The sequence below is a fragment of the Streptomyces sp. NPDC021562 genome, assembly GCF_040640875.1.
GTDB lineage: Bacteria > Actinomycetota > Actinomycetes > Streptomycetales > Streptomycetaceae > Streptomyces.
On sequence record NZ_JBFACN010000025.1, the window covers coordinates 68,938 to 94,650 of the forward strand.

Sequence of the window (25,713 nt, forward strand, 5' to 3'; positions counted from 1 at the left end):
ACCTAGACAGCCCCCGCTCCGGTCAGCGACCGGACCTCGGTCTCCGCGTGCCGAGCCTCGTCCGGCACCTCGTCCGAGGTGACCGTCCCGAGCCAGCCGGCGAGGAAACCGAGCGGGATGGAGACGATCCCCGGGTTCTGCAACGGGAAGTACTGGAAGTCGACGTCCGGGAACAGCGCCCCCGGGCTCCCGGACACCACCGGGGACAGCACGACCAGCACGAGGGCCGGAACGAGTCCCCCGTACACGGCCCACACCGCGCCGCGGGTGGTGAAGCCCCGCCAGAACAGCGAGTACAGCAGCACCGGCAGGTTCGCCGAGGCGGCCACCGCGAAGGCCAGACCGACCAGGAAGGCGACGTTGAGGTCACGGGCCAGCAGGCCGAGCGCGATGGCCACCACTCCGATGCCGACGGCCGACGCGCGCGCCACCGCCACCTCGCTGCGCCCTCCGGCGCCCGGCCTGCGCAGCGAGGCGTACAGGTCGTGGGCGACGGACGCCGAGGAGGCGAGGGTGATCCCGGCGACCACCGCGAGGATCGTCGCGAAGGCAACGGCGGCGACGACCGCGAACAGAACCGCTCCCCCGGTGGAACCCGCGCCACCGCCCAGGTCGAGTGCCAGCAGCGGGACCGCCGTGTTCCCCGACTCGTTCGACGCGCGCACCACGTCCGGCCCGACGACGGCGGCGGCCCCGAAGCCGAGCACGATCGCCATCAGATAGAAGCCGCCGATCAGCCCGATCGACCAGACCGCCGACCGCCGGGCCGCCTTCGCGGTCGGCACCGTGTAGAACCGCGACAGGATGTGCGGCAGTCCCGCCGTGCCCAACACCAGCGCCAGCCCCAGGCTGATGAAGTCCAGCCGCGCGCTCCAGCCCCCGCCGTACCTGAGCCCCGGCGCCAGGAACGCCTTCCCATGTCCACTGCGCTCCGCCGCCGTGCGCAGCAGCTGGTCGACGTCGCCGTGGAAGCGCAGCAGCACCAGCACGGTCAGCGTCACCGTCCCGCCCAGCAGCAGGACGGCCTTCACGATCTGGATCCAGGTGGTGGCCCGCATCCCTCCCAGGGTCACGTAGATCACCATCAGCGCGCCGACCCCGATGACCGTCCACGCCTGCGCGGCCTGGCTGGTCCGTCCCAGCAGCAGCGTGACCAGGCTGCCCGCCCCCACCATTTGCGCCACCAAATAGAGAACGGACACGGTGACCGAGGACGTGCCCGCCGCGATCCGCACCGGCCGCTCGGTCATCCGTGCGGCGATCACGTCGGCGAGGGTGAACCGGCCGCAGTTGCGCACCAGCTCGGCCACCAGGAAGAGCACGACCAGCCACGCCACCAGGAAGCCCACCACGTAGAGCAGCCCGTCGTACCCGAACAGCGCGATCAGCCCGGTGACACCGAGGAAGGAGGCCGCCGACATGTAGTCACCCGCGATGGCAAAACCATTTTCCATGGGCGAGAACAGCCGGCCCCCGGCGTAGAACTCCTCCGCCGAACCATGCCGCCGCCTGCTCACCCACGTCGTGATCCCGAGCGTCACCGCGACGAAGGCGCTGAACAGCATGAGAGCCAGGGTTTCATGACGACCCGTCACAGGACACCGCCCCGGGCGCCTCGCGTCAGCTCCTGGGTGTCCCAGCGCAGTTCCAGCGCGGCACGGTCCCTGCGCAGCCTGGCGTGCCGGGCATAGGCCCAGGTGAGCACGAACGTGCTGAGGAACTGGCCGAGCCCCGCGAGCATCCCCACGTTCACCGCGCCGGCCACGGGTCTCGCCATCAGACCGGGCGCGGTCGTCGCCGTGACCACGTACGCCACGTACCAGGTGAGGAAGACGGCAACCCCCGGCACCACGAACCTCCGGTAGCTGCTGCGCACCTCCTGGAAAGCCGCACTGCGCTGAACCTCCAGATACACGTTCCGGGCGCGAACCTCCGCCCAGTCCCGCTCGGTTCGGGCGGCGGGCACCGCCGGGGCCGGCACCGCGGTGGTGTCCGGCTCGCCCCAGCCGGGGCCCGGCGCGTCGTACCAGGGGTCCTGGTAGCTGACTTCTGGGGAGGTCGTGCCGTACTCACCTTGGTCCTCGTGCCGCTCGGCCGAACTCTCGGAGCCCTCCCCGCCGTCGCGGTGACGCCCGTTGCTTGACTGCATGCCCAAGGATGGACAGATCGGGAAGTTCTCTGACTCTTCTTCCCCCGTCTCTCACCCCATCAGGTGACTCAATTCGCTGGTGGCCGCACCATTCCCTTCCCGTACGCATAACGCACCGCCTGCGCGCGGTCCTTGAGCCCCGTCTTCGCGAACAGGTTGTTGATGTGTGTCTTCACCGTCGCGGTCGAGACGTGCAGCCGCCTGGCGATCTCCTGGTTGGTGAGCCCCTCGGCGATCAGCACCAGGACCTCCGTCTCCCGCAGGGTCAGCCCGTCCGGCGTCTCGGCCACCACCGGCGCCTGCGGCGGCTCGGGCTGCGACAGCCTCTCCAGCAGCCTCAGCTGGATGCTCGGCGACAGCCCCGCGTCCCCCGAGAGCACGCTCTCCACCGCGCGTACGATCTCGTCCCCGCCCGCGTCCTTCGTCAGGTAGCCGCGGGCGCCGGCTCTCAGTGCCGGGAACAGCGACTCGTCGTCCGCGAACGTGGTGAGCACCACGACCTGGGTCCCCGGGTACTGCGAGCGGATCCGCCGGGTCGCCTCCACCCCGTCGCAGCGCGGCATCCTCAGGTCCATCAGCACCACGTCCGGGGAGAGCTCGCCGACCAGCCGTACCGCCTCCTCGCCGTCGCCCGCCGCTCCCACGACCTCCACACCGGGCAGCAGGCCGAGGAGCATCACGATGCCCTCCCTGACCACCGTCTGGTCGTCGGCGACCACCACTCGCGCCGGCTTCTTCTCGCCCTCTGTCATACGGGCACCCTCAACCGCACCTCGAACCCCTCCTCGTCACGCGCCGCCTCCAGCGACCCGCCCAGCAGCTCGGCCCTCTCCCGCATTCCCAGCAGACCGTACCCGCTGCCGGCGCCGGTGAGTTCGCCCGGACGGCCGCCCGAGTCCCTCACGTTGAGCGTCACTTCGTGCTCGCTGTAGTCCAGCAGCACCCTGACCTTGGCGCCGTGAGCGTGCTTGCGGACGTTGGTCAGCGCTTCCTGCGCGACCCGTCGTACCGTCTGCGAGGCCTCGGCGGACAGCGTTCTGCGTTCGCCCGTGACGGTGACCTCGGCGCCGTCGGTCGCGCCGGCCAGTTCGGTGAGGAAGTCCTCCAGGGGGGTCAGCTCACCGCGCAACGCCGACAGGGCCTGTCTGGTCTCGGCGAGTCCGTTGCGGGCCATTCCCCGGGCGGCCACCACCCGTTCGAGGATCTGCTCCCGGTCGGCCCCGCGCTCGATCAGCAGCCGCGCGGCCTCCAGGTGCACCATCTGGGCGGAGAGGCTGTGGGCCAGCACGTCATGGATCTCCCGCGCGATCCTGGCCCGCTCCGCGAGCGCAGCCGACTCGGCTTCGGCCGCTCTGGCGGCACGCTCCTGGGCCAGCAGCCGCTGTGCATGCCCACGGGCCTCGGCGTCGAGTCGCATGACGTAGCCGGCTAGGGCCATGCCGACGACGGTGGCCGCGGTGGTCAGCCAGACGTCGTTGTTGAACGCGGAGTACGAGGCCAGGGCCACGCAGGTGACGGGCACCGCGATCGCGATGGGCAGCCGCTCCAGGGCCGAGATGCCGCAGCCGCACCAGATCACGAGCGCCGGTCCGCGAAATCCCGTACTCTCCGCCACGACCGCGAAGGCCAGCAGGAAGGTGATGAGGACCAGGGAGGGCACGAGCCGGTGGGCGTAGGTGGTCCGGAAGAAGCCCCAGGACGCCACTGCGGTCACCAGCACACCCGCCACGGCGGCGGCCACGCCCCAGCCGTGGACGTGCGACTGGTCGAAGGCGCTCCACAGCAACAGGGCGAGGACGAGCAGTCGCACTCCCCAGGCCAGCACGCGCCGGGGCGGGGAGACCCCCGAGCGGCTCAGCGCTTCGCGTGAGGGCCAGCGCGTCCAGGCGTTCTCCGTCACACGCCTTCCTTCCTGGTGACCCCGGCCATGTCGTCACGGTACGCCCGGGTGGGGCCGCCCGTGGACGGGCCGGACGGGAGCGACTGCGCCCGCCACTGGAGGATGCCGGAGCGGACCAGGAGGAGGAGCGCCAGGCCGAGCATCAGGGCGGAGCTGTCCTGGTGGACGCCGAGCGCTGCGCCGAGGGCGAAGAGGCCGACGCGCACGAGCAGACCGCCGAGCCAGACCATCGCGCCGGCCCTGGTGGTCTTGGTCCACACGACGCCGTCGGGTTCGGTCCAGATCCGGGTGGTCCAGGCCCAGGCGGCGCCCATCCCGAGCCCCACCAGCAACTCGGCGCCGAGCAGCAGGGCGGATTCCGTGCGGTGATGGGCGTCGAGTATGCCGGGTTCGCGCAGCGCGGCCACCGCGAGGACCGCGGGGAGCAGCCACCAGCGCCGGCCGGTGTTGACGGGGCGGGCGCGGAACTGGCGGGCGATCACCACGACGACCACGGCCACGATCAGCAACGCGTTGACGAGCCCGGACATCAGAGCCTCCGTGAGCGGGAAGGGGCGGTGCCGGGAGCGGGAGCTGCCGACGCCTTCGACGCTACGGAAACGCGCAGGTCGGGGGATCGGCGCGAGGGTGGATCACAGGTGGATTCCGAGGAGTGTGATTTCTCCACCCTCAGGTGGAGAAGGGCCCTGCGCGGAGGCGGGGGCACCCGCGATCTCGGGGGGCGGGTCCGCGGACGTGCGGTGCGGTCGGGCGGGGCCGGGCTCAGGAGCGGTAGGAAGCCCGCGTCCCGGTTTCGGGTGCCGTGCACCGCCTCTTGGCGCATCGAGCACCGCGCTCTGGCGCGTCGTGCGCCGCACCCTGGCGTACCGTGCACCACGCCCTGGCGCATCGTGCGCCGCACCTCGGCGCACCACGCACCGCCGCCGCACCTCGATCCACCGCGCGCCCCACCCCGACGTGTCGGGCACCCCGCCCGGAAACGTCTGGGGCCCCGGCATCTGCCGGGGCCCCAGACACTCCTTGCCGCTCGCCCGCGCCTGAACCGACGCGAGGGCTGTGGGCGCCGCTCGCCCTCGCCCGGTGGGGCGAGGGCGAGCGGGTCGGCCGAAGCCGCGCAGTCGTCGGGCGTCAGGCGTCGATCCGCGACCGGTCCAGCGTCGCCGCCGAGCCGGAGATGAACTCCTTGCGGGGGGCCACGTCGTTGCCCATCAGCAGGTCGAATACCTGTTCGGCGGCTTCGAGGTCCGAGAGGTTGATGCGGCGCAGGGTGCGGTGGCGCGGGTCCATCGTGGTCTCGGCCAGCTGGTCCGCGTCCATCTCGCCCAGACCCTTGTACCGCTGGATCGAGTCCTTGTAGCGGACACCCTTGCTCTGGAAATCCATGAGCTTGTCCCGCAGCTCACGGTCCGAGTACGTGTACACGTACTTGTCCTGGCCCTTCTTGGGCTGGACGATCTCGATGCGGTGCAGCGGCGGGACCGCGGCGAAGACCCGCCCGGCCTCGACCATGGGCCGCATGTAGCGCTGAAACAGCGTCAGCAGCAGGCAGCGGATGTGCGAGCCGTCGACGTCGGCGTCGGTCATCATGATGATCTTGCCGTAGCGGGCCGCGTCGATGTCGAAGGTGCGCCCGGAGCCCGCCCCTATGACCTGGATGATGGCGCCGCACTCGGCGTTCTTCAGCATGTCCGTCACCGAGGACCGCTGCACGTTGAGGATCTTGCCCCGGATCGGCAGCAGCGCCTGGAACTCGGAGTTCCGGGCCAGCTTCGCGGTGCCGAGCGCCGAGTCCCCCTCGACGATGAAGAGCTCGCTGCGCTCGACGTCGTCGCTGCGGCAGTCGGCGAGCTTGGCCGGCAGCGACGAGGACTCCAGGGCCGTCTTGCGGCGCTGTGCGTCCTTGTGCTGGCGGGCCGCGATGCGCGTCCGCGCGGCGGCGACCACCTTCTCCATGACCACCCGCGCCTGGGCGGCGGCGTCACGCTTGGTGGAGGTCAGGAACGCCTTCAGTTCCTTGGAGACCACGTTGTTCACGATCCGGCGGGCCGCCGAGGTGCCGAGGACCTCCTTGGTCTGGCCCTCGAACTGCGGCTCGGCGAGCCGGACGGTGACGACGGCGGTGAGGCCCTCCAGGGCGTCGTCCTTGACGATGTCGTCCTCGGCGACGCGCAACAGCTTCTTCGCCCGCAGCACCTCGTTCAGGGTCTCGCGGACGGCCTGCTCGAAGCCGGCCACGTGGGTGCCGCCCTTGGGGGTGGCGATGATGTTGACGAACGACCTGAGGTTCGCGTCGTACCCCGTGCCCCAGCGCAGCGCCACGTCCACGCCCAGTTCCCGGGTGACCTCGGTGGGGGTCATCTGGCCGTGGTCGTCCAGGACGGGGACGGTCTCCTTGAAGGTGCCCTGTCCGGAGAAGCGGAGGACGTCGCAGACCGGCTTGTCGGTGGCCAGGTACTCGCAGAACTCGCTGATACCGCCGTCGAAACGGAACGACTCCTCACCCTTGCTGCCGCTCTCGCCGAGCCCGTACTCGTCACGGACGACGATGGTCAGGCCGGGCACCAGGAAGGCGGTCTGCCGTGCGCGCTGGTGGAGCGTGTCCAGGGAGAGCTTGGCGTCCTTGAGGAAGATCTGGCGGTCGGCCCAGTACCGCACCCGCGTGCCGGTTCGGGTCTTGGGCACCCTCTTGACCTTGCGCAGTCCGCTCGCGGCCTCGAACTTCGCGTCCGGTCCGCCGCCGGCGAAGGCGCCGGGCACACCGCGGCGGAAGCTGATGGCGTGCACCTGGCCGCCACGGTCGACCTCGACGTCGAGACGCGCGGAGAGCGCGTTGACCACGGAGGCACCCACACCGTGCAGGCCGCCGGAGGCCGCGTAGGAGCCACCGCCGAACTTGCCGCCGGCGTGCAGCTTGGTCATGACGACCTCGACACCGGACAGGCCGGTCTTGGGCTCGACGTCCACGGGGATGCCGCGGCCGTTGTCCCGGACCTCGACGGAGCCGTCGTCGTGGAGGATGACCTCGATGTGGTCGCAGTAGCCGCCGAGGGCCTCGTCCACGGCGTTGTCGATGATCTCCCACAGGCAGTGCATCAGACCCCGGCTGTCGGTGGATCCGATGTACATGCCGGGGCGCTTGCGCACGGCTTCGAGGCCCTCGAGAACGAGCAGGTGCCGCGCGGTGTAGTTGGAGCCGTCCCGGTCTGCTCCTGCCAGCAGCGCAGTGGACGGCACGGACGTATCGGCGGTCACGCGGTTCGCTCCTCGCTGAATTTCAGTGGAGCCCCTTTGGGGTAAGGGGCCGGCTTCGGTCGCCGCTCAGAGGGTACCCAGGCCTGGTAGAGCCGTTGTAACGCCACCCTCGCAGGAAACTCACCCTAGTCCACGGTCGCATGAGTGTTCGATCCCTCGATGGGGTGAAGTACATATCACGTTCCCTTCGAGGCATGAACCATTTAGGCTCCGGGCACGTCCTCACAAACAACCGGCAACCCAGCCGGGAGGATGAGACCGATGAACCGAGCGAACCCGTAAGCACTGAAGAAACGCACTACGGCACATTCGCCGCCAACCGGCAGCAGACGGCCACCTCGAAAGATTTTTTTCGAGGAGAAGCCCCGAGCGGGAACGTTTTCGGGCTGGTTGGATGTTGACCCTGGTACGACAGCTCGTCGAGCTAGAGAAGAGGCGACGTGACTACTGTTCTGACCCCCGCGAGCCACCTGACGGCCGCCGATCGCTGCGACCGCTGCGGCGCCCAGGCATACCTGCGCGTCGTACTGCTCAGCGGCGGAGAACTGCTCTTCTGCGCCCACCACGGCCGCAAGTTCGAGCCGGAACTCAAGAAGATCGCCGCTGAGATACAGGACGAGACGGAGCGGCTGACGACCGTTCCGGCCACCGCCTCTGAAGATGAGCGCTGACCTCTCGCAACCACGACGAGCCAGCTCCGGCACAGGCCGGTGACGGGCGGTCGCTCCCCTCGGGAGCGACCGCCCTTCGTCATGCCCCCTGTCTTGTCCCCGCGATGGCCCTCAGGAGGGGCTGTGAGGGCGGCGTGAGGCGCTCAGGGCACCACTGGGGCCCAGGGCCCGTGCAGCCTCTGAGACGCGCGTGTAAACGCCGGGGCTCCCCGGGCGGCCGCACCCGCTCCCCCACGACACGAGCCCGATCAGCTTCCCGTCGGCGACCAGCGGACCGCCGCTGTCGCCCTGACAGGCGTCAGGGCCGCCTTGCGCCTCCCCCGCGCACAGCATGGAGTCCGCGCGGTAGGTGCCGTCGGGCCCGCCGGGATAGGCGCGCTCGCACGTCCGATCGGGGAGCACATGAACGCGCGCCGCGTGGATCCGGCGCGCGTAGTCGCCCCCGCCCGTGATGTCGCCCCACCCGGACACCAGGGCACCGGTGCCGGGCGCGTAGGCGGGGTCCCCCTCGGCCGCCATCGGGATGACCGCACTGGCGGGCAGCGGCCGGGCGAGGGTGAGGACGGCGAAGTCGCCGGTGTTGGCGTCGGCGTCGTAGTCCGGGTTCACCCGGAGGTCCGTCACGGGGATCTCCTGGCCCTGTGCGGACAGCAGGTCCGTGCGGCCCGCGATCACCTTGAGATCGCGCACCTGGCCCGTCGGACCGCCGATGACGTCGTCGGCCAGGCAGTGGGCCGCGGTCAGGACCGTGGTCCGGCCGATCGCCACACCACCGCAGAACTGACCGGCCCGGGTACCCCCGAACCGGTCACGGCTGGACAGGGCGACCGTCCAGGGGGCCTGCGAGACATCGATGGGAAAGCCGCCGACGACAACGCTGTCAGCGGCAGCCGGAGACGGGGCGGCCAGCGGTATGACCGCGGCGACGGCCGCCAGGACCAGCGGCCGGATCAGGACCGGGGCAGACGAATGACGCATGCACCCTCCTCACTCTGGGTGGTACTTGGAAACCCAGAGTCATCCAGCGGACGGCGCTCCGCAGCACGAAGGCCCGGCCTCCCGAGGGAGACCGGGCCTTCAGGCCGTACGACCCGACTAGTCGAGGTAGTCGCGCAGCACCTGGGAACGCGACGGGTGGCGCAGCTTCGACATGGTCTTGGACTCGATCTGCCGGATGCGTTCGCGCGTGACGCCGTAGACCTTGCCGATCTCGTCGAGGGTCTTCGGCTGACCGTCGGTGAGACCGAACCGCATGGAGACGACGCCCGCCTCGCGCTCGGACAGGGTGTCCAGCACGGAGTGCAGCTGCTCCTGGAGGAGCGTGAAGCTCACGGCGTCGGCGGGGACGACGGCCTCGGAGTCCTCGATGAGGTCACCGAACTCGCTGTCGCCGTCCTCACCGAGCGGGGTGTGCAGGGAGATGGGCTCACGGCCGTACTTCTGGACCTCGATGACCTTCTCGGGGGTCATGTCGAGTTCCTTGGCCAGCTCCTCCGGGGTGGGCTCGCGGCCCAGGTCCTGGAGCATCTGGCGCTGCACGCGGGCGAGCTTGTTGATGACCTCGACCATGTGCACCGGAATACGGATGGTGCGGGCCTGGTCGGCCATGGCCCGGGTGATCGCCTGCCGGATCCACCAGGTGGCGTACGTGGAGAACTTGTAGCCCTTGGTGTAGTCGAACTTCTCGACCGCGCGGATCAGACCGAGGTTGCCCTCCTGGATGAGATCCAGGAAGAGCATGCCGCGGCCGGTGTAGCGCTTGGCCAGGGAGACCACCAGACGGAGGTTGGCCTCCAGGAGGTGGTTCTTGGCGCGGCGCCCGTCCTCGGCGATGATCTCCAGCTCGCGCTTGAGCTTCGGCGCCAGCTTGTCGGCGTTGGCCAGCTTGTCCTCGGCGAACAGACCGGCCTCGATGCGCTTGGCGAGCTCCACCTCCTGCTCGGCGTTGAGCAGGGGGACCTTGCCGATCTGCTTGAGGTAGTCCTTGACCGGGTCGGCGGTGGCACCGGCGGCGGCGACCTGCTGCGCCGGCGCGTCGTCCTCGTCCTCGTCGGACAGGACGAAGCCCGCGCTCTCGGTGCCCTCGGGCTCCTCCGCACCGGCCTTGGGCTCCTCGAGAACCTCGTCCTCGAGAATCTCGACGTCGTCCTTCTTGGCGGCGGTCTTCTTCGCCACCGTCTTCTTCGCGGCGGTCGCGGTCTTCTTCGCGGCCACCTTCTTGGCGACGGGCGCCTTCTTGGCGACGGCCTTCTTCACGGGCGCCGCCTCCTCGCCCGGATCGTCGGCGGCAGCGGCGGGGGCCACCGCGGGGGCGGCCGTGGCAGTGGCCTTCCGGGTGGTCACCGTCTTCGCCGCGACCGTCTTGGTGGCGGTGCGCTTGGCCGGACTCTTCGCTGCGACGCTCTTACGGGTGCGCTTGGGCTCCGCGGCACTGACCATCAGCGTCACACCCTCTTCCTCAAGGATCTGGTTGAGGCTGCGCAGTACGTTCTTCCACTGAGTGGCCGGGATCTGGTCAGCTTCGAAGGCCCGACGCACATCGTCGCCGGCGATCTGCCCCTCAGCCTTTCCCCGCTCAATGAGAGCCATGACAGAGACGGACTCGGCGATCTCCGGCGGGAGCGTACGGGATGTGCTGGCCGACACGAACAACCTCTCGGAACGTTGGAAAACGGCTTCCGGCCCCGTCCGGGACGGACTGGAGCCGACCGCCGGCTTGGGGATGGGCCGACGGCGCGGGCGGGGGCCGGGAAGATGCACAGCGCCATGAATGGCGTCCGTATTCCCTCCGCGGCTGTCACCTCTTAGGTCATCGCGCTGTTCGCAAGAGCGTTACGCCCAATCTACGTGGCCCGAGTCACACCCCGTAAGCACTCAAAAGCGGTCAGACATGGGCAAAGGTAGTCGTCAATGATCTCTTCGGGTCGTTCGGCCCTCGTCCCGCGCATCGCATGGCCCTCACCGTGCGCCCGCCCCGCCGCCGGGCCCCGCCGGAGCCCTGAAGGATCCGGCGGGGTCCGGCGGAAGCGGGTTCCCGGATCGACGGCACCCCGTGCGGGCGGCACCGGCCGAGCGCACCGCTCTCGACGCGGATCAGTGCTCGCGCGGGGCGGGCACCACACGCTCCACCTCGGGGTGGACGGTCAGCAGCTGGCGCATCGCCGCCTCGGCGGCCGTGCCGTCGCCCGTACCGAGGGCGTCGACGATCCGCGCGTGCTGCGCCAGGGACGTCTCGTTCGGCCGCTCACAGCCGGTGACCGGGCCGCCGGAGACCTGGAGGGCCGCCGACACGATGCCGGAGAGGTGCTCCAGCATGCGGTTGCCCGCGACCTGGATGAGCAGGGAGTGGAACTCGGCGTCGGCGCGGGAGAAGGTCAGCGCGTCACCCTGGGCCATGGCGTGACTCATGATCTCGACCATGTCGCACAGGCGCTGCTGGACGTCCTCGCGCCCGTGTCCGGCAGCGAGACGGGCGGCGAGCGGCTCGATCGTCCAGCGCAGCTCGCTGAGCTCACGGCGCTGGTCGTCGCGCTGCGGCCCGAAGGCCCGCCATTCGATGATGTCCGGATCGAGGAGGTTCCAGTCACTGACGGGACGCACGCGCGTGCCGACGTTCGGGCGGGCACTGACGAGGCCCTTGGCCTCCAGGACCCGGAGGGACTCACGGACGACGGTGCGGGAGACCTCGAAACGCTGGCCGATCTCCTCGGGGACCAGCGGACGATCCGCACCCAGGTCCCCGGAGACGATCATCTGACCCAGCTGCTGAACGAGTTGACCGTGCAGTCCGCGGCCACGGCTGCCCGCGGCACGTCGGCCCACACGGCCCAGCTCCGGGTCGGCGCCCTCCCAGGAGGGCACACCGACACGATCGGTGACGGGAGCCTCCGCATAGGGGTAGCGGTCGAGTTCGCCCGGGCCGACCAGACCAGAGTCTGCGGAGCGGGCGGCGGTCATCATGGTGTGCGCAAGGGTACTCACGGATCCTTTGTCGGCGTTGCCTCCAACTCCCTTGAGGTCTTTGGTGAAAAGCACACGAAAGGGTGATCGCTCACTCCGTCGCAATTGACGCCTTATCAGAAAGAAATGGGCGTTCTGCAGGGATTTGTGTGCGGGGTGGGATCGCAAGCGTGCGATCCGTGTTCATCGAACCCTCGCCCGCAGCGTGGTGAACAGGTACGCGCCGAGCAACGCGGACAGCGACAACGCCAGTGCGCCGCCCACGGGTTGGGCGAGCACCCGGACCGCACCGACCAGGTAGCGCTCTCCCCCGAAGGGCCACTGCAGCAGGAACGCTTCCCTCAATCGCACCGGAAGCCCGGTGGCCAACCGTGCTCCCGATCCCCGCAGCGCCTGGTGCACGGCCGGCACGACGAGCACGGGTACGGCGAGCACCGCGGCAAGTCCGGCGGTGGTGGACCGGAACACGCCCGCGCCGAGCACGCCGGCCCAGGAACAGCCGACGACCAGCCCGAACCAACTCACGGTGAGCGCAAGCCAGTCCGCGGGAACCTTCGCGAGCTCCCGGCCGTAGACGAGATAGATCGCTTCGGCGTCGCAGCCCAGGGTGAGGAACGAGAGCAGCACCGCGGTGGCCCCGGACACCAGCAGTTTCGCGGTGAGGAGCCCCAGTCGGCGCGGCACGGTGCCGCGGTCCGCCGCCAACGCGGGGTGGCGGAACTCGTCCCCGAAGGACAGCGCTCCGAGCAGACCCGCACCGAGTGCTGCCGGAGGCAGCGGCAGTTCCTGCGGCCAGGCCGCGAACAGCCGGTCCTGCGAGGTGTGCCCGAGCCGGGCCAGCAGTACGGAAGTGAGGGCGGACAGCAACAGTACGGCTCCACAGGTGACGAAGCCGGCGCCGATGCCGGCGGCCCGACGGATTTCGTAGCGCAGGGGACGGAGCGGACTGGGGGCACTGCGCACGGAGATGGCGGGCGGGAGAGGGGACAGGATGTCCGGGTCGGCGACCTCGGCCCGGTGGGCTGCCGGAGCGGCGGCGTTGGTCGTCCGGTGGGCGGGGGCTGCCGGAGCGGCTTTGGCTGGGCGGGCGGGGGCTGCCGGGGGCGGGGCAATGACGGTTTTGACTTCGACTTCGGCTTCGGCTGTCGTGGGCCGGCCGGGTTGCGGCTGGTAAAGGGGTTCGCCGGCAGGGAGGGGGTTTTCGCCGGGTACGGCCCGAGGTTGCGGGCGGGAGGAGGGGCGGGGGGTGGAATCGTTCGGTTCGGCGCCGATCGGCGACTGGGCTGATACCTCGCGGGGCTGGGCGGACACCTCGCGGGGCTGGGATGTGGCGGTCGATCCGGCGGAGGCCGTCGGCTGGGCTGTCGCGGTGGGAGTCGATCGCCGGGCGGGTCCGGGCGAGTCGGACGGCTGGTCGACAGCAGCGGCGGTTGGCTGGTGGAGGGACGGGGCGGGGGCGGTCGGCTGGTCCGCCGTGGTGGTTGGGCGGTGGGCGGACGGGGCGGCGGACGCTTGCGCGGATACGGGCGCTGCCGGCAGCCGCATGGAGGTGGCCGTGACCGGGGGCTGGGCAGGAGTCGTGGCGGCCGGCGGTTGGGCGGGGACGGTGGCCGACGCCGGGTCCGGGGACGTGGTGCGGGCAGTCGGGTCGGGGGACGCGGCCGGGGACGGCCTTTGGGGGGACGCCGTGTCGGCCGACGGCCGGGGACCTGCGGAGGCAGCCACCGTCTGGGCCTGGAGCGTGACGAGGGAGGCATGGGCGGTCCTGGACTCCGCCGCGAGGTCGTCGGGCAGCGCCTCGGCGGACACGGGTGACCGATGGGCGGCCATGGCGGACGGTTCAGCCTGGTGGGACAGGCCGCTCGCAGCGGGCTTGTCGTCGTCCACGCGCGACCGGGCAGCCGGCTCGGCGGCGGCCGACGCCCGGGGCTGCGGGGTGACGGGGGAACCGGCGGCCCGCTGGAGTTCCCCGCCCGGCTCGTCCCGCGGGTCGTCGGTCAGGCCCTTCCCGGCCACCCGGCGCTCCTCAGCCGCGCCCGGTTCGCTCGCGCCCCGCACCCGCCCTACCACCTCAGGCACCGGCCCGGTCAGCGGTACCGCATCGGTTCCGGGTCCCATGTCGCCGGTCTCGTCGGCGAGTTGGTGGACGAGGATGCCGTGCCGGAACGCGGTCTCGCCGACCTCGGCGGTGGTACTGCCGTACACGGAAAGGCGGTTGCCTCCTTCCCGTACGACCTCCACGGAACGGTGGGCCGCGCGGGCCTCCTTGCTGAGGAGGGCGGCGAGCCGGGCGGCGTGCGGGCTGCGGACGGCCACCCGGGGGCGCAGCCGGGTACGGGCGAACTCAGTGGCCTCCTGGTCCGCGACGAGTCTCCCGGCGTCCAGGGTGACGACCCGGTCGGCGGTGCGGGCGGCCTCCTTGGGGTCGGCGGTGGTGAACAGGACCGTGCCGCCCTGCGCCGTGTACGCCCGGAGCATGCGGTGCAACCAGTGGGCCTCGCGGCCGGCGAGCCCCTTCGTCGGCTCGTCCAGGACGAGGGTGTGCGGGTCGGGAAGCAGGGCGCAGGCGAGGCCGAGACGGCGGTCCATGCCGCGCGACAGCGTGCCCAGGCGTTCGTCGCGCAGGCTCACGATGCCGATGGCTTCGAGCACTTCGTCCGCGCGCCGGGCCGGGACGCCGGTGGCCGCGCACAGCATGCGCAGATGGCCGCGGACGGAGCGGCCGGGGTGGCCGGGAACGTCACCGAGAAGTACGCCGACCTCACGCGAGGGGTGGGGGATGCGGTGCAGGGGGCGACCCCTGAACTGGGTGATTCCGCGGCCCTGTTGCAGTTCGAGCATCAGCCTGAGCGTCGTGGTCTTGCCCGCGCCCGCCTCTCCCAGGAGTGCGGTGACATGGCCCGCGCGCGCCTCGAAGGTCACGTCGTCGACGGCGGGCGGGTGCGCCTTGCGGGGATTGCTGGTCAGTCCGAAGGCCTCGATCACCTAAGGGAAGATAGCGCGGAATGACCGTTTTTCCGGGTATAGGAGCGTTTAACCCTCTGTGGGTTCGCACGGTCGGCCGGTCACACCTCGGGCCGCAACATCGGCGGGTTGAGCAGGGTGGCCCCGCCGGCCCGGAAGAGCTGCGCCGGGCGGCCGCCCTGACGAGTGGTCGTGCCGCCGGTGGGGACGAGGAAGCCGGGGGTGCCGGTCACCTTGCGGTGGAAGTTGCGCGGGTCGAGCGCCACCCCCCACACCGCCTCGTAGACCCGGCGCAGCTCGCCGACCGTGAACTCGGGCGGACAGAACGCGGTGGCCAGGGACGAGTACTCGATCTTGGAGCGGGCCCGTTCCACACCGTCGGACAGGATCTGGGCGTGGTCGAAGGCGAGCGGGGCGACGGGCTCGTTGTCCCGACCGTAGCCGCCCTGCGCGAGGAGTTCCTCGACCGGGGCCCAGCGCGCGTTGCTGGCGTCGCCGCCCGCGCGGGGTGCGGGGAGGTCGGGGGCGAGGGCGAGGTGGGCGACGCTGACCACGCGCATCCGGGGGTCACGCTTGGGGTCGCCGTAGGTCGCCAGTTGCTCCAGATGAGCACCGCCCTCCTGGGCGGGCACCTGAGGGTCGTGGGCACTCAGCCCGGTCTCCTCCGCGAGCTCCCGTGCCGCCGCCTGCGACAGATCCTCGTCGGCCCGTACGAAGCCACCCGGCAGCGCCCAGCGCCCCTGGAACGGCGACTCGCCTCTGCGTACCGCCAGCGCGCACAGGGAATGGCGGCGCACGGTCAGCACGACCAGGTCCACGGTGACGGCGAACGGCGGAAAGGCTGACGGGTCGTAGGGCATGCCGTGATCATAGTCGTCTGCCTGACGATAAACACTCCCTTCGCCGCCCGGTCCGACAGCTGATCCACTTCGCTCCGGTATGCACCCCGCCCTCGACCGAGACGTGTGTACGACGCCCGGCCGCCCGTTCCCGCCCGACCGTGCCGGTCCCCCCGCGCCCTTCGGTACAGCCGGGTCACTTCCCCAGTCGCAGGCCGTCGGCGGCCTCCTCGACCATGGCCAGGCCCAGCCGGCTGACCCGCACCGAGAAAGGCGCTCCGGCGACCCGCAGTCCGGTCAGGCCGAGTTCGCCCAACGGGGCGCTGTGCAGCGGGCGGAGGGTGACGGTGCCGGCGGGGACGTCGGGGCGGATGCCGACGAGCGTGGTCAGGAGCAGGATCCCGGAGGCGGCGGCCGTCGCGGCCGGCCGGCAGGCAGCGGGGTGCGGGACAGGAGCACTTCCGTCGGAGCGCTGCTCTCCGGCGAACATCTCAGGCAGCCGGTGGCCGAAGTGCGCGGCAGCCGCCAGCAGCCCGCGCAACAGCCCGCCTGCCTCCTTCTCGTAGCCGGCGGCGGCCAGTCCGGCGACGGCGAGTGCCGTCTCCTGGACCCGGACGGCCCCGGACCGGTGGCCGAACGGGTTGTGCCCCGCCTCCTTCGCTGCCATCCCACGCAGCCCCCACCCCGAGTCCATGGCGGGACCACCGAGCAGCCGGGCGAGTTGCTCGGTCTGGATCTTGTCGAGCAGGCCGGTGGCCGGACGGCCCGCGCCCAGCAGGCCGGTGTCGAGCAGATGCACGGCGGTGGCGCCGAGCAGGGCCAGAGGGCGGCCGTCGGGATCCAGGGCCGCCACCGGCCGGCCGCCGCCCCGATCCGCGGCCCAGAAGTCCACCCGGAACGCTTCCGCCAGCTCGTGCGCCCACTGCCGCAGCGCGGCGGCACCGGGCCGCCCGTAGGCGTCGAGGAGGTCGGCACCCAGCAGCGCGGCCCGGTGGGCGTGGGCCTGGGTCTCGCTGCGCACGGGGCCGCCCGGCTCCGGTGCACAGAGGTAGGTCCCGTCGCCGGCCTGGGTGCGCAGCCAGGTCAGGCAGCCCTCGGCGGCCGGCAGCAGCTCCTGTGTCTCCTGTTCGGGCAGCCCCCAGCGGCGTGCCTCCGCGAGCAGCACGGGGAAGAGCAGCGTGGCCTCCGTCCCGGTACAAGCTGGTGGCAGGTGTGCCCCCGCGTCGCGTCGGGGGCCGGGAATCATGCCGGTCCGCGGCCCTGGGCCACGGAGTTGGGTCCGGGCCAGGGTGCGCAGAGTGCCCGCGGCGAGACGGGTGCCGAGGGGCAGGGCCATCCTGGCGGCGGCGAGCGCCTCGGCCGGGGCCAGGCCGCACCGCCACGGTGCCCCGGCTGCGAGACAGGTGTCGGAGGGATGCGCCGGGTCGCGGATCAGCAGTGCCTCCAGGTCGTCGATGCTGGTCCTGAGCAGCGCCGCGACCCCCGGGTGGTCGCCCGTGGCCCCGGCCGGTGCGAGGGGGCTGGCCGCGCCCCGTCCCACGGCGCGCGACGGGCCCGCACCCTCCGCTCGCACCCGCAGCTCCACCCCGGCCGTGCCGCCCGGCGGCAGTTCGAACTCCCAGCGCAACAGTCCCGCCGAGGCCAGCGCGTCGGCGGGCGGCGGGTCGGCCGTGATGATCGACGAGTTGCCACTGGGGGTGGTCCAGCGCAGGCCGGAGCCGTGGACGCCGGCCGGGAGTTCGGGGCCCGGGGTGCCTGCGGCGATGGCGCCCAGTTCCGCGAGATCGGTGGCCAGGGCCACCTCGAGCGGCAGACGCAGGGGGTGGACCGCGTAGCTGCGCAGGGTGATGCGCTCCGTGCCGTCGGCGTGTCGAGTGCGTTCCACGACGACGTCCGGGTCCGGGCCCGCCGCCGGAGAGACCCGGACGGTGCCGACGAAGCGAGCGGAGTCCGCCCCCGTCATCCGGGCCTGCACGGCGAGCGGTTCCCGGCCGGCGACACGGACCTGACAGCGCGCGAGCAGCCGCCGCCCCGCGCGGTAGAAACCGTCCAGTCCCTGACCGGTGAGCTGACCTTGGTCCGTGGAGATGGCGAGCCCGGGGAGCGCGACGCAGATCAGGGCGGTGTGCGCGGGCGGCAGTCCGGTGGCGTGTCGGGGGCCCGGAGCCGTTCGTGCGGGAGCCGATGCGGGCCGGAGGGCGTGGGCGGGTGGCCGACCCGGGCCGTCGTCGGTCGAGGGGAGCCGGGGAGGGAGGTCCCTCGGTCGGCCGTTGTCGTCAGCGGTGGAAGGCGGAGTCGGCTGATGCATGGGGAGGCTTCTTCTGCGCTCTGTGCGCCTGTGACGTGCTCGGCGCCGGACGGAGGGCTCCGGAGGGGCGAGGGCGGGTGGCGGCACGGCCCGTCCAGCCGTTCCGCCACTCAGGTGAACGGGCGCGGGCTCTTCCTGGTCACGCCCCCGCCCGCCGAACCCGGGCGAATGAGCGTGCGGCCGGCTCATTCGCCGGACTCACTGCGGCTGTTCCCGGATCGCGCGCCCTGCGTACCGGTCCGGCCTGCTCGGGTGCCGCTCTCCTCCCCCCTGTCCGCCGCTGCGGGCCGGTCCGCCGCGCGCGTGCGCGTGCCACCGGGCCTGGTCGAACCGGGGCGGGTGTGCTCCGCGTCCGCTCGCCGTGGCCGGGTCCCGTCCGGCCGCCGCCGTCGGTTGTCGGTGGCGTTCCCCGTACGCGTACCACGCCTCGGAGGTGCCGCGGACCCGTCGGTCGGCGCGTGGTCGGCCCCCGGGGTGACCGGGGTGGCGGCGACCGCCGCCGTGCTGTCCTCGCTGCGGGGTTCGGCCCGGCCGGCGCGCAGGAAGCGGCGGATCGATTCCGGGTCCAGGCCCTCGTTGCAGGCCTGGTGCAGCAGGTGGGCGAAGAGGTAGTCGGGGTCCGCGCCCAGGGCCATGGCCAGGGCCTCGCGCCCCTCCAGGTCGTCACCGCTCGACCAGGCGACCCAGCCGGCCAGCGTCAGGGGCGCGGCGGCGTGTTCGCCGTAGGGGCCGACGCAGCGGCGGGCCAGGGCTCGCCACAGCCGCAGGGCCGGGTCGGCCTCGGCGCCCTCCATCCAGGCGGCCGCGCGATCCCGGGTGGTGCGGTCCTGGAGCCCGAGGATCAGCCGCGCGGCCTCGTCGTGGGCGAGCAGCCGGTCGTCGCGGAGGTCTCCCTGGTGGATGTCGGACTCCGGGGCGGCGGCCGCGTACCGTTCGATGATCCGCTCCGCGAGGGCGAGGGTGTCCTCTGCCACCTGCGCGCGGAAGGCGTCGTCGAGGATGCGGGGCACCAGGGCCCCGCCGGCACGGTCCAGGGCGGTCTCCTGTTCCCGCGTGGCGCCGCTCTCCCAGGGGAGCAGCCTGGCCCGCAACTCGCGCAGGCTCCCGCGGACCTGGATACCGGCGTAGGTGGCGGCGGCCGCGAGCACGGAGGTGCCGGGCAGTCCCACGGGGGTGCCGTCGGCGGGGCAGCACTCCTGTGTCGGGCAGCAGTACGACCAGAAGCGGGCGTCCGAGACGCACAGCGCCTCGATCACGGGGACGTCGAGCCGGCCGCACTCGGTGCGCAGCAGGTGGGCCAGCGGAGCGAGTCGGTGCATGACGTCACGGCCCGTTTCGCCGGGCGCCGGTTCCTGGCAGACGTAGGCGACCATCTGCTCGGGCCGGTTTCCCCTGCGCTCGCTGCCCGTCACCAGGCCTTGGGCGAGCTGGCGTGCGGCCGGCTCCCAGTCGTCCTTGTTCGCGGGGATGCCGAGCCGGGCCCGGCCGCCGAAGCGGCCGCGGCCGCCCCGGTCGTGCAGGGCCATAAGGACCATGCTGTCCTCGGGGCGGTACCCGAGCAGGTAGGGCAGTGCGTCGGCCAGTTCGGCCGGGGTGCGCAGGGTGACCTGGGGGTCGTGGGCTGATCGGCGCAGGGGTGCCGAGCCGTCCGTGATGTCACCGTTTTCGGCCGGTCCGATGTTTTCGCTGTGATTCGTCATGCGCCGACGATCTCGCGGATCTTGCAATTCCGGTTCTGCCTGTGGATAAGTCGGACCAGGGACACGACAAGCGTGCCGCTCTCGTCCACAGGCAGCCTGCGCTGTCGGTCCCGTCCTGTTGTATGGGACCCATGGAGCACACGAGCAACGCGGATCTCCGGGCCCGGGCGGACGCCGTCCTCGCCCGTCTCGTCGGCGACGAAACCGGCACGGCCCGGCTGCGCGAAGACCAGTGGCGGGCGATCGAGGCACTGGTCGCCGACCGGCGCCGGGCCCTGGTCGTGCAACGCACGGGCTGGGGCAAGTCCGCGGTGTACTTCGTGGCGACCTCGCTGCTGCGGGCCACGGGCAGCGGCCCGACGGTGATCGTCTCCCCGCTGCTCGCGCTCATGCGCAACCAGGTGGAGGCGGCGGCCCGGGCCGGTATCCACGCCCGCACCATCAACTCCTCCAACACCGAGGACTGGGACGCGATCCAGGCGGAGATCGCGGCCGGTGAGGTCGACGTCCTCCTCGTGTCACCCGAGCGCCTCAACAACCCCGACTTCCGCGACCAGGTACTGCCCAGGCTCGCCGCGGCGACCGGCCTGCTCGTCGTGGACGAGGCCCACTGCATCTCCGACTGGGGCCACGACTTCCGGCCCGACTACCGACGGCTGCGCACCATGCTCGCCGACCTTCCGGCGGGCGTGCCGGTGCTGGCCACCACGGCCACGGCCAACGCGCGCGTGACCGCCGACGTCGCCGAACAGCTCGGCACCGGTGGCGGCTCGGACGCGCTGGTGCTGCGCGGCCCACTGGACCGGGAGAGCCTCAGCCTGAGCGTGCTGCGGTTGCCGGACGCCGCGCACCGGATGGCGTGGCTGGCTGATCACCTGGACGAACTTCCGGGTTCCGGCATCGTCTACACGCTCACCGTGGCGGCGGCCGAGGAGGTCACCGCCTTCCTGCGGCAACGCGGGCACGTCGTGGCGTCGTACACGGGAAAGACGGAGAACGCCGACCGGCAGCAGGCCGAGGACGACCTGCTCGGCAACCGGGTCAAGGCGCTGATCGCCACGTCCGCCCTCGGCATGGGCTTCGACAAGCCGGACCTCGGCTTCGTGGTGCATCTGGGCTCGCCGTCCTCCCCGATCGCCTACTACCAGCAGGTGGGCCGTGCCGGACGAGGTGTCGAGCACGCCGAGGTGCTGCTGTTGCCGGGCCGGGAGGACGAGGCGATCTGGAGTTACTTCGCCTCGCTCGCCTTCCCGTCGGAGGATCTGGTCCGCCGCACCCTGGACGTCCTGTCCCGGGCTGGGGGCCCGATGTCGTTGCCCGCACTGGAGCCGCTGGTGGAGCTGCGCCGGTCCCGGCTGGAGGCCATGCTGAAGGTTCTCGATGTGGACGGCGCGGTCAAGCGGGTCAAGGGCGGCTGGATCGCGACCGGACAGCCGTGGACGTACGACGCCGGGCGGTACGCGTGGGTGGCACGGCAGCGCGAGGCCGAACAGCAGGCGATGCGGGAGTACGCGGCCACCGCGGACTGCCGGATGGAGTTCCTGCAGCGCCAGCTGGACGACGAGGGCGCGAAGCCGTGCGGCCGCTGCGACAACTGCGCCCGGCCGCGCTTCACCGCGGACACCTCGTCGGCCGCGGTGGACGCGGCACGGGTCGACCTGGGGCGCGCGGGTGTCGAAGTGGAACCCCGCCGGATGTGGCCCACCGGTCTGCCGGCGATCGGCATCGAGCTCAAGGGACGCATCCCGGCCGGTGAACAGGCGTCGCCGGGACGGGCCCTGGGACGGTTGTCGGACATCGGGTGGGGCAACCGGCTGCGACCGCTGCTCGCACCGCAGGCCCCGGACACCGAGGTGCCGGACGATGTGGCCGGTGCCGTGGTGGAGGTACTGGCCGACTGGGCGAAGGGTCCCGGCGGCTGGGCCGCGGGAGCGGCCGACGCACAGCCCAGGCCGCGAGGGGTCGTCACCGTCGCCTCGCGCACCAGGCCTCGACTGGTCCACTCCCTCGGGGCGCGGATCGCTGAGATCGGCAGACTGCCGCTCCTGGGGTCCGTGGAGTACGCGCACGAGGCGCAGCCGGTCTCACGCAGCAACAGCGCGCAGCGCCTGAAGGCTCTCGACGGTGCGCTGACCGTGCCGCCCGCCCTCGCCGACGCCCTCGCCGAGGTTCAGGGGCCCATGCTGCTGGTGGACGACTTCACCGAGACGGGCTGGACGTTGGCCGTAGCGGCGCGGCTGCTCAGGAGGGCCGGGGCGCGGGGAGTGTTGCCGCTGGTCCTGGCCGTTCAGGGCTGATCGGCGCGGTGTCGTTCGGCTACGGTGCCGGGTTCGGCGCGCGCGTGTGCCGTTGCCGGATGTCCCAGGGGTCGCCGAGCGCCTCCAGGGGTAGGGATATAAGTCACACACCCCCAGATAACAGTCGGTGGCCCCATTTGCTCGTTGCCGCATCCAAGTTCGACAGGAAGAATTGAGGTCCGCTCCCCGCACGGCTCGTCCGTGATCCGGTTGGGCTTTGCTGCGGTGCGCGCTCCCCCGAATCCAATCCCGCCCGCAGTGTGGGCGCGTAGCCGAAGGGAGGAACGTGACCTTCGGATTCGCTCCGTCCTCGGCAGCATCGTTGTCGACGTCCGCGTCCGCCGCTTCCGCCAGTCGCCTGCTCGAGCCCGCAGAGTGGGCCGACGCCGGAATACCGCTGCTGCGCAACCCCCGTGAGGTGGTCAGCGGGCTGCACACCCGGCACCGGCCACGGCTGGGCACCGCGATCGTGGCGGTGCTCGACCCGGAGGAGCGCCTGTGCGCCAGCGCCTCCTTCAGCCGGCGTTCCGCCGCGGCCGACGGCTGGATGTTCCGCAACGTGCTGCTCGACCAGTTGCGTCGGGTCATCCCGCACGATCTGCGCCGCCGTACCCCGGTGCGGACCGCCGTGCTGCTCTACTGCCGCGAGGGGGACGCGCGTTGGACGGAGGAGGACGGCGCCTGGATGTGGGGGCTGCGGGACGCCTGCACCCTGCACGGGCTGCGCTGCGGGGCGTACATCACGCTGACCCACGACGGCTGGCAGGTGCTCGGCGAGGGCCGCGGCGGACGCCGCCCCAGCGCCGACTCGGCTCCTGAACCCTTCGCCCTGTCGGAGGTACCGCCGCCGTCACCGCGCACCGGAGGCGCCGCCTCGGAGGTACTGCGCCGCGCGGCCGCTCGCTGAACCCAGCCCCTGAGGGGGCACCGGCCGGACACGCGCCACCTAACACGGCACCCCGACGCTGCCACACCGTGCTCGCCGACCCCTCTAGTCACTCCCGAAGAACCTGCCGCGGCGGCGAGTCAGCCTGCCGTGTCAGTGAGCGGGAGGCCTGCGTGTCGCCGAGCCCGAGCGGCCACCGCCTCGCCGAGACGGGGCGGCCTGCCGCAGCGGTGAGACGGGGCGGCCTACCGAAGGGTGAGCCGGGGCAGCCTGCCACAGCGGTGAGCCGGGGCGGCCCGCCGTGCGAGCGAGGCGTCCTGCCGCGCGGTCCCTCGCCGGCCCCGGCCCGGTGTCCGCGTCGCGGGCGCACGGCCCGGTGTCCGCGTCGCGGGCGCACGGCCCGGTGTCCGCGTGGGGTGTCCCGCGTTGCGGGATGCGACTCAGCGCTCGCGCGGCGGACCCTCCGCACCTCTGCCGACGGCGGCTCCACGACGGCAGCGGCCACCGCGGGTTTCCGGGCATGGCGAAGGCACCACCGTGCCGGTCTCCGCCGAACCCCGTCGGTACCTCCGCGGCCCGGAGGCGCCGGAGGCGGCTCAGACCCCCGCGCCCAGTACGGAGTTGATGCGCTGCGGGTCGCCGCAGACGATCAGCAGGGCACCGGCCCGCGAGAGGGCCAGCGGCAGGGCGGTGGCGGCGACGGTGTCCGGACCGCCGTTCACGGCGACGACCACGACGGCGCGGGTCGCGGCACGGGAGGCGATCGCGGCGTCCACGTAGAAGACGTCGTCGCCCGCGTCGTGCTGCGCCCAGTAGGACGGTTCACCGAAGGACAGCTCGTGCTCGGCCCACGGGTGCTGCGGGCCGGTGGTGATCACCAGCACGTCTCCGGGGGCACGGCCCGAGTCGAGGAGCAGGTCCACTGCTTCCTCGGCCGCGTCGAGAGCGCTCTCGACCGAGGCCGGGATCAGCTGGATCTGCGGGGCCGCCGCTGTCGCGGCGGGCACGGCCGGGCCGGACGGGCCTGGCTTGGCCACCTCACGCGGGGTGCGCTGCACCGGCGGCGCCGGCCGCACGGGGCCGGGACGACCGGGACGCGACGGAGCCGCGGGGCGGGGGCCGGGTACGGGACGAGGGGTCGGCGCGGTGCGGCCACTGGCCGGAGTGGCGCGGGGACCCTGGGCACTCTCGTGAATCTGAGGCTCCTCGGGAATGAGAGGCATGAGCTGATATTTATCAAACGTTGGTGCAGGTGAGGTGAACCGGGTGGCACAACAGTGCGACTGGAGCGTCAGAAGTCGAAGCCGAGCTGACCCTCGATCTCCGGAACGCTGCCCTCCGCCCAGCTGCGGACCTTCTTGAGATGCCGCCACTGGGGCAGCGCATCAAGATACGCCCACGACAACCGGTGGTACGGGGTGGGGCCCCGCTCCTCCAGTGCGGCCTTGTGCACGGGCGACGGATACCCGGCGTTGGCCGCAAATCCGAAGTCTGCATGGTCGATACCCAGTTCGGCCATCATTTTGTCGCGCTGAACCTTGGCGATCACCGAGGCCGCCGCGACGGCCACGCACGAGCGGTCACCCTTGATGACCGTGCGCACCCGCCAGGGGCGGCCCAGGTAGTCGTGCTTACCGTCGAGGATGACCGCGTCGGGGCGGACCGGCAAGGCTTCCAGGGCGCGGCCGGCCGCGAGCCGCAGCGCGGCCGTCATCCCGAGGTCGTCGATCTCCTCCGGGGAGGCATGCCCCAGGGCGTACGCCGTGACCCACGTCCGCAGGACCTCGGCAAGTTCCGTACGCCGCTTGAGAGTCAGCAGCTTGGAGTCCGTGAGCCCCTCGGGCGGCCGGCGAAGACCGGTGACCGCGGCGCAGACGGTGACGGGCCCGGCCCAGGCGCCGCGCCCCACCTCGTCGACCCCGGCAATGACCTTCGCTCCGGTCGTCGCGCGAAGGGAGCGCTCGACGGTGTGGGTAGGTGGTTCGTACGGCATGGCGCCCTTAGCGTACGCCGCACCGATCCCCGAGCAACACCCGGCCCACGGGGGTCCGGGCGACGCCAGGCCGTGGTTCAGACCCTGGGCGGCGCCAGCAGCGGGAGCATCAGCTGGTCGACCATCTCCTCGATTTCCTGATCGCTCCATTCGCTTGCAGAAATCTTGGACCGGTACATCATCATCGCTGGAATGACGTCGAGGACATAGCTGTTGGCCGCGTCAGCCCGTACGTCACCCCGTTCCACGCCGCGCTTGACCACCTGTCTCACCAACCTGGTGGTCGGGCCCACAACCCCTTCGAAGATCACCCCGTGGAAACGTTCGACCTGCATGTGATCGCACTCGTGAATCACTGACCGCAGTGCGAAGCCAGGCCGCGAGAACATCGCGTCCCGGGCCTGGCGACACAGCGCGAGCAGGTCCTCGCGCACACTTCCGAGATCAGCGGCTTCCTCCAGCCGGGGCAGCCCGGCCTGCAGCGCGTCGGCGACCAGGTCCTCCTTGGAGGACCAACGGCGGTAGACCGCGGCTTTCCCTGTCTGGGCGACGGCGGCGACGCCCTCCATGGTGAGACCGCTCCAGCCGACGGTGCTGAGCTGCTCCAGGGCGGCGTCCAGGATCGCGCGTTCGAGAACCGCCCCGCGTCGGCGCCGAGTCGCTGCCCGCACGGGGCCGGCCGTCTGGCGCGAGGTGACCATCTGAGTCTCTCCAGCGAGCAGAGGAGGCGGACACGAGGCGGGCATTCCAGAACAGCGCACGCGGAGCGCCCCGACAGGGGCACGATATCCGAC

General features: G+C 71.9%; 19 protein-coding genes. 3 read left to right on the forward strand and 16 right to left on the reverse strand.

Annotation, left to right across the window (positions count from 1 at the left end):
- Positions 1-2: 2 nt before the first annotated feature.
- The 6 genes from AB0G52_RS31750 to AB0G52_RS31775 all read right to left on the reverse strand — a co-directional run bounded on the left by AB0G52_RS31750 (position 3) and on the right by AB0G52_RS31775 (position 7,301).
- On the reverse strand, positions 3-1,595 hold the full coding sequence (locus tag AB0G52_RS31750; protein ID WP_132893571.1) for a cation acetate symporter: 1,593 nt from the start codon (positions 1,593-1,595) through the stop codon (positions 3-5).
- Entirely contained in the window at positions 1,592-2,149 is a 558-nt protein-coding gene (locus AB0G52_RS31755) for a DUF485 domain-containing protein (protein WP_132893573.1), read from the reverse strand. The genes AB0G52_RS31750 and AB0G52_RS31755 overlap by 4 nt, the downstream gene beginning before the upstream one ends.
- 68 nt (positions 2,150-2,217) lie before the next feature.
- Positions 2,218-2,901, reverse strand: a complete 684-nt coding sequence (locus AB0G52_RS31760; protein ID WP_132893575.1) for a response regulator transcription factor — start codon at positions 2,899-2,901, stop codon at positions 2,218-2,220.
- Positions 2,898-4,049, reverse strand: a complete 1,152-nt coding sequence (locus AB0G52_RS31765; RefSeq protein ID WP_132893577.1) for a histidine kinase — start codon at positions 4,047-4,049, stop codon at positions 2,898-2,900. Before AB0G52_RS31765 ends, AB0G52_RS31760 begins: the two co-directional genes overlap by 4 nt.
- A complete protein-coding gene (locus AB0G52_RS31770; protein WP_361341049.1) occupies positions 4,046-4,579 on the reverse strand; it encodes a DUF1453 domain-containing protein in 534 nt (177 codons plus the stop codon). Before AB0G52_RS31770 ends, AB0G52_RS31765 begins: the two co-directional genes overlap by 4 nt.
- A gap of 598 nt (positions 4,580-5,177) precedes the next feature.
- A complete protein-coding gene (locus AB0G52_RS31775; RefSeq protein ID WP_361341052.1) occupies positions 5,178-7,301 on the reverse strand; it encodes a DNA topoisomerase IV subunit B in 2,124 nt (707 codons plus the stop codon).
- A 440-nt stretch (positions 7,302-7,741) separates the two neighbouring features.
- On the opposite strand from AB0G52_RS31775, the gene AB0G52_RS31780 reads away from it, so the two are divergent.
- The gene (locus AB0G52_RS31780) at positions 7,742-7,972 is read left to right on the forward strand and encodes a hypothetical protein (protein WP_046728668.1); all 231 of its coding nucleotides are present in this window, start codon (positions 7,742-7,744) and stop codon (positions 7,970-7,972) included.
- A gap of 111 nt (positions 7,973-8,083) precedes the next feature.
- Here the strand turns inward: AB0G52_RS31780 and AB0G52_RS31785 are convergent, their stop codons facing one another.
- From AB0G52_RS31785 to AB0G52_RS31815, 7 genes are all read right to left on the reverse strand, one after another.
- A complete protein-coding gene (locus AB0G52_RS31785) occupies positions 8,084-8,950 on the reverse strand; it encodes a serine protease (protein ID WP_132893583.1) in 867 nt (288 codons plus the stop codon).
- 117 nt (positions 8,951-9,067) lie between these two features.
- On the reverse strand, positions 9,068-10,618 hold the full coding sequence (locus tag AB0G52_RS31790) for an RNA polymerase sigma factor (protein WP_132893585.1): 1,551 nt from the start codon (positions 10,616-10,618) through the stop codon (positions 9,068-9,070).
- A 447-nt stretch (positions 10,619-11,065) separates the two neighbouring features.
- Positions 11,066-11,953, reverse strand: a complete 888-nt coding sequence (locus AB0G52_RS31795; RefSeq protein WP_132893587.1) for a FadR/GntR family transcriptional regulator — start codon at positions 11,951-11,953, stop codon at positions 11,066-11,068.
- A gap of 162 nt (positions 11,954-12,115) precedes the next feature.
- Positions 12,116-14,917 carry an ATP-binding cassette domain-containing protein gene (locus AB0G52_RS31800; protein ID WP_361341058.1) on the reverse strand — a complete coding sequence of 934 codons (2,802 nt, stop codon included), beginning with the start codon at positions 14,915-14,917 and terminating at the stop codon, positions 12,116-12,118.
- A gap of 80 nt (positions 14,918-14,997) precedes the next feature.
- Positions 14,998-15,756: an NUDIX hydrolase gene (locus tag AB0G52_RS31805; protein ID WP_132893591.1), complete on the reverse strand. Its 759-nt coding sequence runs from the start codon at positions 15,754-15,756 to the stop codon at positions 14,998-15,000.
- A gap of 175 nt (positions 15,757-15,931) precedes the next feature.
- Complete coding sequence (locus tag AB0G52_RS31810) at positions 15,932-18,043, reverse strand: glycogen debranching N-terminal domain-containing protein (protein ID WP_361341061.1); 2,112 nt, start codon at positions 18,041-18,043, stop codon at positions 15,932-15,934.
- Between the two features lie 185 nt (positions 18,044-18,228).
- Positions 18,229-19,743, reverse strand: a complete 1,515-nt coding sequence (locus tag AB0G52_RS31815) for a DUF4192 domain-containing protein (protein WP_361341064.1) — start codon at positions 19,741-19,743, stop codon at positions 18,229-18,231.
- A gap of 131 nt (positions 19,744-19,874) precedes the next feature.
- Here AB0G52_RS31815 and AB0G52_RS31820 point away from each other — a divergent pair, with 131 nt between their 5' ends.
- Together AB0G52_RS31820 and AB0G52_RS31825 are read left to right on the forward strand one after the other, a co-directional pair.
- Complete coding sequence (locus tag AB0G52_RS31820) at positions 19,875-22,040, forward strand: RecQ family ATP-dependent DNA helicase (protein ID WP_361341067.1); 2,166 nt, start codon at positions 19,875-19,877, stop codon at positions 22,038-22,040.
- 286 nt (positions 22,041-22,326) lie between these two features.
- On the forward strand, positions 22,327-22,947 hold the full coding sequence (locus tag AB0G52_RS31825) for a hypothetical protein (RefSeq protein ID WP_361341070.1): 621 nt from the start codon (positions 22,327-22,329) through the stop codon (positions 22,945-22,947).
- Positions 22,948-23,522: 575 nt separating this feature from the next.
- Here the strand turns inward: AB0G52_RS31825 and AB0G52_RS31830 are convergent.
- The 3 genes from AB0G52_RS31830 to AB0G52_RS31840 all read right to left on the reverse strand — a co-directional run bounded on the left by AB0G52_RS31830 (position 23,523) and on the right by AB0G52_RS31840 (position 25,620).
- Entirely contained in the window at positions 23,523-24,149 is a 627-nt protein-coding gene (locus AB0G52_RS31830; RefSeq protein WP_361341073.1) for a hypothetical protein, read from the reverse strand.
- A 68-nt stretch (positions 24,150-24,217) separates the two neighbouring features.
- Positions 24,218-24,919, reverse strand: a complete 702-nt coding sequence (locus tag AB0G52_RS31835) for a ribonuclease HII (protein WP_132893601.1) — start codon at positions 24,917-24,919, stop codon at positions 24,218-24,220.
- Positions 24,920-24,996: 77 nt separating this feature from the next.
- On the reverse strand, positions 24,997-25,620 hold the full coding sequence (locus AB0G52_RS31840; RefSeq protein ID WP_132893603.1) for a TetR/AcrR family transcriptional regulator: 624 nt from the start codon (positions 25,618-25,620) through the stop codon (positions 24,997-24,999).
- Positions 25,621-25,713 lie beyond the last annotated feature (93 nt).

Excerpts from the sequence above, each read along its gene's own strand:
- AB0G52_RS31770 (WP_361341049.1), bottom strand. The coding sequence starts at position 4,579 with ATGTCCGGGCTCGTCAACGCGTTGCTGATCGTGGCCGTGGTCGTCGTG.
- AB0G52_RS31810 (WP_361341061.1), bottom strand. The coding sequence starts at position 18,043 with ATGCATCAGCCGACTCCGCCTTCCACCGCTGACGACAACGGCCGACCG.
- AB0G52_RS31830 (WP_361341073.1), bottom strand. The coding sequence starts at position 24,149 with ATGCCTCTCATTCCCGAGGAGCCTCAGATTCACGAGAGTGCCCAGGGT.
- AB0G52_RS31785 (WP_132893583.1), bottom strand. The coding sequence starts at position 8,950 with ATGCGTCATTCGTCTGCCCCGGTCCTGATCCGGCCGCTGGTCCTGGCG.
- AB0G52_RS31835 (WP_132893601.1), bottom strand. The coding sequence starts at position 24,919 with ATGCCGTACGAACCACCTACCCACACCGTCGAGCGCTCCCTTCGCGCG.
- AB0G52_RS31820 (WP_361341067.1), top strand. The coding sequence starts at position 19,875 with ATGGAGCACACGAGCAACGCGGATCTCCGGGCCCGGGCGGACGCCGTC.
- AB0G52_RS31805 (WP_132893591.1), bottom strand. The coding sequence starts at position 15,756 with ATGCCCTACGACCCGTCAGCCTTTCCGCCGTTCGCCGTCACCGTGGAC.
- AB0G52_RS31840 (WP_132893603.1), bottom strand. The coding sequence starts at position 25,620 with ATGGTCACCTCGCGCCAGACGGCCGGCCCCGTGCGGGCAGCGACTCGG.
- AB0G52_RS31815 (WP_361341064.1), bottom strand. The coding sequence starts at position 19,743 with ATGACGAATCACAGCGAAAACATCGGACCGGCCGAAAACGGTGACATC.
- AB0G52_RS31760 (WP_132893575.1), bottom strand. The coding sequence starts at position 2,901 with ATGACAGAGGGCGAGAAGAAGCCGGCGCGAGTGGTGGTCGCCGACGAC.
- AB0G52_RS31755 (WP_132893573.1), bottom strand. The coding sequence starts at position 2,149 with ATGCAGTCAAGCAACGGGCGTCACCGCGACGGCGGGGAGGGCTCCGAG.